6 protein-coding genes, 1 tRNA gene and 3 pseudogenes are annotated in these 7,894 nt (G+C 56.5%); 6 read left to right on the forward strand and 4 right to left on the reverse strand.

Translation table 11 applies throughout. The features are described 5' to 3' along the window. Position 1 precedes the first annotated feature (1 nt). The gene (gene hypT, locus OB87_RS06910; protein ID WP_033568705.1) at positions 2-895 is read right to left on the reverse strand and encodes a hypochlorite stress DNA-binding transcriptional regulator HypT; all 894 of its coding nucleotides are present in this window, start codon (positions 893-895) and stop codon (positions 2-4) included. 152 nt (positions 896-1,047) lie between these two features. Here hypT and OB87_RS06915 point away from each other — a divergent pair, with 152 nt between their 5' ends. The 6 genes and pseudogenes from OB87_RS06915 to OB87_RS21000 all read left to right on the forward strand — a co-directional run. Beyond that, positions 1,048-1,764, forward strand: a complete 717-nt coding sequence (locus OB87_RS06915; protein ID WP_033568706.1) for a cysteate racemase — start codon at positions 1,048-1,050, stop codon at positions 1,762-1,764. Between the two features lie 87 nt (positions 1,765-1,851). After that, the gene (locus tag OB87_RS06920; RefSeq protein WP_033568707.1) at positions 1,852-2,925 is read left to right on the forward strand and encodes a LacI family DNA-binding transcriptional regulator; all 1,074 of its coding nucleotides are present in this window, start codon (positions 1,852-1,854) and stop codon (positions 2,923-2,925) included. Positions 2,926-3,109: 184 nt separating this feature from the next. Beyond that, positions 3,110-6,220, forward strand: coding sequence for a beta-galactosidase (locus OB87_RS06925; RefSeq protein WP_033568708.1), 3,111 nt, complete (start codon positions 3,110-3,112; stop codon positions 6,218-6,220). A gap of 199 nt (positions 6,221-6,419) precedes the next feature. Next, positions 6,420-6,495 (forward strand) — tRNA-Asn (locus OB87_RS06930). Between the two features lie 162 nt (positions 6,496-6,657). Then, positions 6,658-6,768, forward strand: a pseudogene (locus tag OB87_RS20825) (Arm DNA-binding domain-containing protein); the annotation flags it as partial. Between the two features lie 68 nt (positions 6,769-6,836). After that, positions 6,837-7,072, forward strand: a pseudogene (locus OB87_RS21000) (MobC family replication-relaxation protein); the annotation flags it as partial. Here the strand turns inward: OB87_RS21000 and OB87_RS06940 are convergent. The 3 genes and pseudogenes from OB87_RS06940 to OB87_RS21005 all read right to left on the reverse strand — a co-directional run. Further along, positions 7,069-7,383: a CcdB family protein gene (locus OB87_RS06940; protein WP_033568709.1), complete on the reverse strand. Its 315-nt coding sequence runs from the start codon at positions 7,381-7,383 to the stop codon at positions 7,069-7,071. The pseudogene OB87_RS21000 and the gene OB87_RS06940 overlap by 4 nt on opposite strands. A gap of 2 nt (positions 7,384-7,385) precedes the next feature. Continuing rightward, complete coding sequence (locus tag OB87_RS06945; protein WP_033568710.1) at positions 7,386-7,622, reverse strand: type II toxin-antitoxin system CcdA family antitoxin; 237 nt, start codon at positions 7,620-7,622, stop codon at positions 7,386-7,388. Between the two features lie 162 nt (positions 7,623-7,784). Beyond that, positions 7,785-7,894, reverse strand: a pseudogene (locus OB87_RS21005) (hypothetical protein); the annotation flags it as partial.

Consider the following 7,894-nt stretch of genomic DNA (forward strand, 5'->3'; position numbering starts at 1 on the left):
TTTATTGCGCCGAACGCGGTGCGGTCATCGCCCGCCAGAATGACTCCGACGCCACATTAAGCCGTGCATCCAGCCGGTACAGATACACCTGCATCTTCATCACCGCCTGATCCAGTTTCAGCACCGTCAGCGCCTTGTTCGCCAGTTCATCGCGGATGGAGTAATCCGGCAACCAGGCGATACCGTGGCCCTGCTTTGCCATACGTTTGAGTAAATCACTCATCGAAGAGACAAAACTCACGGTAAACCGCTCGGGTGGCAGCGTGGAAAGATAGCGGTTGACCTGACGCCCCATGTAGCTGGTGTCGGTGTAATTGAGCAGCGGTAGCCCAGTGGCACGGATGTCAAACAACGGTTTACCGGCCGTATCGCAGGCACAAACCGGGTACAACGTGGAATCCATGATACGGGTATGGCGAAACGGTTCCGACATCAGTTCCTCGTTGTAAAACGAAAAAATAAAATCACTGCGCCCTTCTTTCAGGTTGAGTACCGCATCATCCACATCGATAGATTCGACATAGAAAATCTTCTCCTGCCGATCCGGCACGGTTTTGAGCAACTCCGGCATCACAAACACCGACAGCGAATGCGCCGCCGCAATGGTTATCTTGTTTTTGTAATGGCTGCCGCCGTGCAGTTTGTGAATCTGGTATTCCAGGTCGTCGAGGGTGTTGCGGATATGGGCGTGAAAAATCTTGCCCGGTTCGGTCAGTTGCAACGGCTGGGCACCGCGGTCGAAAATGTCGAACCCCACCGCTTCTTCCAACGCCCGGATTCGTCGGCTGAATGACGATTGAGAAATGTTGCGCGTCTCGGCTGCCAGCGTAAAACTGCGGTGCTCCTCCAGTGCGATAAAATCGTATAACCATTTGGTTTCAATGTTATTTAGCATCGACACTCACCTTTCAGAAAAACGCATTACACGCATAATGCCTGTACAGTTATGCAAAACATACATAGAGGATGGGAATTTCGCAATTCACATTTCCGGGCGCTGTGCGATGATTTTTCCACTCCAACATCACCATCAATGAGGCGGAAAACGTGAATCCTGTAGTCGGCATTCTTGGCGGCATGGGACCCGGTGCAACCGTGGATGCCATGCAAAAACTCATCCGGCATACTCCGGCCAGGAAGGATCAGGAACATATTCCGATGATCGCGGTTTCTATCCCGGATATTCCCGACCGTACCCAATGCATTCTCAATCACAGCGCCTCACCGTTGAAGAAAATGGTGGAGTACATGAAAATTCTGGAGAGAGCGGGCGCGACCTGCATCATTATTCCCTGCAACACCGCGCATTACTGGTTTGAGGATTTAAAGCGGCATACCCAGTTGGAGATGATCAGCATTATTGACGCGACCTGTCAGCAGGTGGCTGAGCAACGTGTTCGTCACGTCGCCATCCTGGCTACCACCGCCACCGTGCGCGGCGAAATTTATCAGCACGCCCTGGCAGGTCAACAGGTGCGCTGTACATTACCGACTGACGAACAGCAGGACGCGGTGATGAACAGTATCTACGCTTATAAGGCGGGCAATGTCGCGCAAGCCCGGACATTGCTGCTGCCGGTGGTCGACTCGCTGCGACAACAAGGCGTGGAGAAAATCATTTTAGGCTGTACCGAGCTGCCGCTGATTCTGGAGCCGGAAACCGTCGCCGAGCCAGATGCCTACCTGGATGCCACCGATGCGCTGATCAGAAAAACCATCGCCTGGTATTACCAACAGGTCACACATCCGCTGGTCGCCGCGTAATTTTTCTCTGTCGGTCGCAGTCTACTGTCGCCAGCCTTTGTTATGATAACGCCAGGTGACAATACAGGGACTGATTAACAGAGAATCATGAAAGCGAAACCAGTAACGCTCAATGACGTGGCGGCTTACGCCGGGGTATCGTACCAGACCGTCTCTCGGGTGCTGAACGAAGCGCCTCATGTCTCAGACCGTACACGGGGAAAAGTGGAGCAAGCGATGGCCGCACTCCACTACATCCCCAACCGGGTGGCCCAGCAACTGGCGCGCCGCAGCGCCACCACCATCGGGCTGGCAACCATCGACCTGTCGCTGCACGCGCCTTCCCAAATTGCTGCCGCGATTAAAACCACCGCCAGCGAACTGGGATTCAACGTGGTGATATCCATGCTGCGCGCTGTCGATGGCAATGACGTTCAGCGCGCAGTTAATGAACTGCTGGCGCAACGGGTGGACGGCGTGATCGTCAACGTACCGCTGGAACAGGAAGTAGCGGAACAGATCCACCAGTTGTGTGCTGCCACACCCGCGCTGTTTCTCGACATTTCGCCCATTGCTGACCTACCGAGCGTGATATTCGACCCACATCAGGGTGCCAAACTGGCTATCGATCATCTGGTGGAGCTGGGTCATCGCCGGATTGCCTTACTTACCGGCCCGCAAAGTTCGGTATCCGCCCGGTTACGTTATGAAGGTTGGCAACAGGCGCTTGCGGCCCATCTGCTGACGCCTTGCGCCATTGCCGAAGGGGACTGGAGCGCCAGTTCCGGCTATCAGCAGGCACACCTGTTGCTGGCGAATGCGGTTCGCCCGACCGCCATTGCCGTCGCCAACGACCAAATGGCACTGGGTGTTCTGCGCGCCATTCACGAGTATGGCCTGCGCGTACCGGAACAGATCTCGGTGATCGGCTTTGACGACACCCGCGACAGCGCCTATTTTCAGCCACCGCTGACCACCATCCGCCAGGACTTCCGGCAACTGGGCCGGGAAAGCGTCAATCGCCTGCTGGAATGCCTTCAGCACCCGCATACCCCCACCCCGCTACGGCTGAAAACCACGCTGATCCCCCGTCAGACCACCGCCGCCTGGCAACCCTCGGTCCTATCGCCGCACGATGTGGCGCAGCAGCTAATTACGCTGGCGCGACAATTACAACGCTAACCCTTTACCCTGACGCCGGTCGGTTTTGTGATCAGCACCACTTTCCGGCTCCTTTGCGCTTTACTCATACCCGGTAAGCCGTGATCCTGCCAATAAATTGTGAGCGGATAACAATTCCTGTTCTATCCGCCAGTCAGGCGCTTTCAGCCACTCATTTTCAGCCAATACAAGGAAAGCCTGCTTTATGTCCACTGCTTCCGCTTACGTTCCTTTATCCGGCATATCACTGGCGGATATTCTGGCCAGACGCGACTGGGAAAACCCGGCGTGTCCGCACGCTCGTCGACTGGATGCCCATCCGCCATTTTCCAGCTGGCGCAGTCTCGATGCGGCGCGTGACGACCTGCCTTCCGGTCGGCGTCAATGGCTGAATGGTGCATGGACTTTCAACTATTTCCCGCGCCCGGAGGCGGTGCCGGAACAGTGGCTGACACAGGACCTGACCGACGCTGACACCATCGCCGTGCCATCCAACTGGCAGTTGGCGGGTTATGACGCACCGATTTATACCAACATCAAATATCCAATACCGGTCAATCCGCCGTTCGTACCGCAGGACAACCCTACCGGTTGTTACTCGCTCACATTCTCAGTTAATACCGACTGGCTGACCCAGGGCCAGACCCGCATCGTGTTCGACGGCGTGAATTCCGCTTTTCACCTGTGGTGCAACGGCAAGTGGGTTGGTTATTCGCAGGACAGCCGACTACCGGCAGAGTTCGACCTAACGCCCTGCCTGCAACCGGGAGAAAACCGGCTGGCGGTGATGGTGCTGCGTTGGTCTGATGGCACCTACCTGGAAGATCAGGACATGTGGCGCATGAGCGGCATTTACCGCGACGTCTACCTGCTGCATAAACCGGCGGTGCATCTGCGCGACGTGCAGGTCACCACCCCGCTGCGCCACAGCTACACGCAGGGCGCGCTGTGCGTTACCGCACAGGCTACTCTGCCGGAAGAACCGGCGCAGGCGCAACTGCATGTGCAGCTGTGGCGCGGCGAGCAACTGGTGGGGGAAAGCCGCGCGCCGTTCGGCACGATGGCTGTCGATGAGCGCGGCGCTTACCATGACCGGGTAAGCCTGCAACTGGAGGTAGAGCGGCCCGCCCTGTGGAGCGCGGAAGACCCCAATCTGTATCGGGCGGTGGTATCACTGGAGCACGCCGACGGCACGCTGGTGGAAGCGGAAGCCTACGACGTCGGTTTTCGCGAGGTCGCCATCCGTAACGGCCTGTTGCTGCTCAATGGCCAGCCGCTGTTGATTCGTGGCGTCAACCGCCATGAACACCACCCGCAACGCGGTCAGGCGATTGATGAAGCGACCATGCGGCAGGACATTCTGTTAATGAAGCAGCACAACTTCAACGCGGTACGCTGCTCTCATTATCCCAATCATCCATTGTGGTATCGGCTGTGCGACCACTATGGCTTGTACGTGGTGGACGAAGCCAACATCGAAACGCATGGTATGCAGCCAATGAGCCGCCTGTCTGACGACCCGCGCTGGCTACCGGCTTACGCCGAGCGCGTCACCTGCATGGTACAGCGCGATCGCAATCACCCTTGCATCATCATCTGGTCGTTGGGCAACGAGTCCGGCTATGGCCCTACCCACAGCGCGCTTTACCAGTGGATCAAACAGCAAGACCCCAGTCGGCCGGTGCAATACGAAGGCGGTGGTGCCAACACGCCCGCCACCGATATTCTGTGCCCGATGTATGCCAGGGTGGATCAGGACCAGCCGTTCCCGGCGGTGCCGAAGTGGTCGATCAAAAAATGGATCGGCTTGCCGGGAGAGAACCGGCCGCTGATTCTGTGTGAATACGCGCACGCCATGGGCAACAGCTTTGGTGGATTCGACCGCTACTGGCAGGCATTCCGTCAGTATCCGCGGCTGCAAGGCGGCTTTGTCTGGGACTGGGTGGATCAGGCGCTGGAACGAGAACTGGACGGTAAAACGCACTGGGCTTACGGCGGCGATTTCGGCGATAAACCCAATGACCGTCAGTTCTGTCTCAACGGCCTGGTGTTCCCCGACCGCACACCGCACCCGGCGCTGTACGAAGCTCAGCGCGCCCAGCAATTTTTCCAGTTCACCCACCATGAAAGCAGCCCGCTGACGCTGACCGTCACCAGCGAATACCTGTTCCGTCATAGCGACAACGAGGAACTGCACTGGCGCATCATGCAGGATGACGTCCAACTGGCGTCAGGCGTGGTGCCGCTCACTATCGCACCACAGGGCTGCCAGACCCTCACGCTGCTCGAACAGTTGCCCGCACCACAACACCACGCCGATATGTGGTTGACGGTAGAGGTGGTTCAGCCGAACGCGACTGACTGGTCGCCCGCCGGGCACCGCTGTGCCTGGGATCAATGGCCGTTGCCGATGCCACTAATGAACCCAGCATCACACCACGATGACGGTGAATGTCCAACCCTGACCCGGAATGATGACCATTTTGATATCAGCCACGGTCAGCAGCGTTGGCGCTTCGACAAACGTAGCGGCCTGCTGACACAGTGGTGGCGCGACGGGCAGCCGCAGTTGCTCAGCCCGTTGCAGGACAATCTGGCGCGCGCGCCGCTGGATAACGACATCGGCATCAGCGAAGTGGACCGTATCGACCCGCACGCCTGGGTAGAACGCTGGAAACTGGCCGGGCTGTATCAGTACCAGACCGACTGCCGACAGATCCGCGCCGACACGCTCAGTGACAGCGTGCTGATCACCACCGAACACGTCGGCCATTACCAGCAACAGGTATTGTTCATCAGTCGTAAACAGTGGCGTATTGACGCACAAGGCGTGTTAACGGTGAATGTCGAGGTGGACGTTGCCCGTCACCTGCCGCCGCTCCCACGCATCGGCCTCTGTGCGCAACTGGCGGCGGTCAACCCACAGGTAAGCTGGCGGGGGCTTGGCCCACACGAAAACTATCCCGACCGCCGCCTCGCTGCGCTGCACGGCCGCTGGCAGCAGCCGCTGGACGCGATGCACACGCCGTACATTTTCCCATCGGAAAACGGCCTGCGCTGCCACACCCAGGAACTGCGCTACGGCAACTGGTTGATTGAAGGCGACTTCCATTTCGGTATCAGCCGCTACAGCCTGAAACAGTTGATGGATTGCACCCATCAGCATCTGTTGCAGCCGGAGCCGGGCACCTGGCTCAATCTGGACGGCTTTCACATGGGCATCGGCGGCGACGACTCCTGGAGCCCGAGCGTCGCGCCGGATTTCCTGCTGACCGCGCCCCACTACCGTTACCAGTTGCAACTACGGTTGCAATAATACCGCCGGGCCGACAGCCTTACGCCGCTGTCGGCCCGCTGTTTTAGCACGGCGGTGCAACGTAAAACGCCGTTCAATCAAGGCGAACGTGTGAAAAAGTCGACATATTGCGCATTCCCTCGCCAAACGCGTCAAAAATGTGGTTCGCACCTTTGACATGCACGGCAGACCTCGTTATCATGCGCCCCGTTCAAGCGATTCCTCTGTAGTTCAGTCGGTAGAACGGCGGACTGTTAATCCGTATGTCACTGGTTCGAGTCCAGTCAGAGGAGCCAAATTCAAAAAAGCAGATGTCGAAAGACATCTGCTTTTTACTTTTCATTCAGCGTGATAGCGTGAAAAATCTTCCCGATGCATTTTCAATTTATCTTCCGTATCGGGAGAATTTGGTGGTCAGATTTGGGGTCATGTTAGTTCGATGACGGAGTGACCCCCACATGTCTCTTAACGACTCAAAAATCCGCAACGTAAAACCACCTGTTACCCCCATAAAACTATCCGATTCACACAGCTTGTATCTGTTGGTTAATCCAGGTGGTTCACGTCTCCAGTGAACTGCGCTTCGCCCGCTGGTCGGACGTTGCCGTGGAAGCGGAGCCGTGCCATGAAAACCTAGGCCCGCTACATCAGCATCGTTAAAAGTCATCTGGCGGCCTGTGACACCGGGCATTGGCATTACGCGATGTATGTTATCCGGACGACAAAACCAAAACCGCTCTCATCAGGCTGTTTGACAGTATCAGAACGCTGGCAAGGAACGGTATTCCGGCTCCGTTGGACGCCAAAAACCGGGAGATGTTTCTGTTCCGCATGATAAACGAACTGGAACACACTCCCGTCAGCCACGGCTAAATGCCGTCAATGAGGAAGTCTATTGCCGACTTTACCTGAGTACGGTACTGCGACGCATCACAAAACACTGCCCCCAGAGCCTGGATAGGGATACTTGCCAGCTCGTGGGTCATTACAGCGTATTCTTTGCCGTTCGTCAGCCTGACGACAGGGACAAGGCGCTCCGGTCGGCGGCCTGCCGGGTACTTTTCAACAGGGAGCAACGGGATCACTATCCGGCGATTCAACTGTCCAATAATATCGCTCGTGACATCAAGCAACAGCGGGTAAATGGCGCTTTTCCCGGTATTACCGTATACGGTGAATTGCATGGTTAAAACGTCCGGTATTCATCGCTGAAACAGCCGTTTTCATCATGAAAACGATTTAATGCGTCAATGGCTTCTCTGTTCTCTTCCTGCCATTTTTTCGCTTCATGACGGCGCAGCTCCGCATCCAGGGCGGTTGACAGGGTGGCACTCAGGTTAATCCCCGCTTCACGCGCCCGAACCAGTAAGGCACGCTCTACCGTCATGGTCACGCTCTGTGTGTTGCGTTGTTTCACGGTCATGATTGCTCTCCTGTATGAGATACGTGCGCATTACACGGTACAATACACTTATCATAACACCAAAAACAGGCCCGGCTACCGTTGCCGTCCTGCAAACGTTATCGTCAGTCGTCATACCTGAGCTATCGGTTATAGCAATCAGCGATGTAAAAACACCGTTTGCAGACCGGTAGCGTAGAAATTAGCGGCATCAGAAAAAAGATGGCGTTCAGGCAACCAGACTTCATCCGTTGACGGTTTGAAGAAGGCATGGGCTTTGTTGAATAAATCGA

It is taken from the genome of Dickeya undicola (assembly GCF_000784735.1).
In the GTDB taxonomy this organism is placed as follows: domain Bacteria; phylum Pseudomonadota; class Gammaproteobacteria; order Enterobacterales; family Enterobacteriaceae; genus Dickeya; species Dickeya undicola.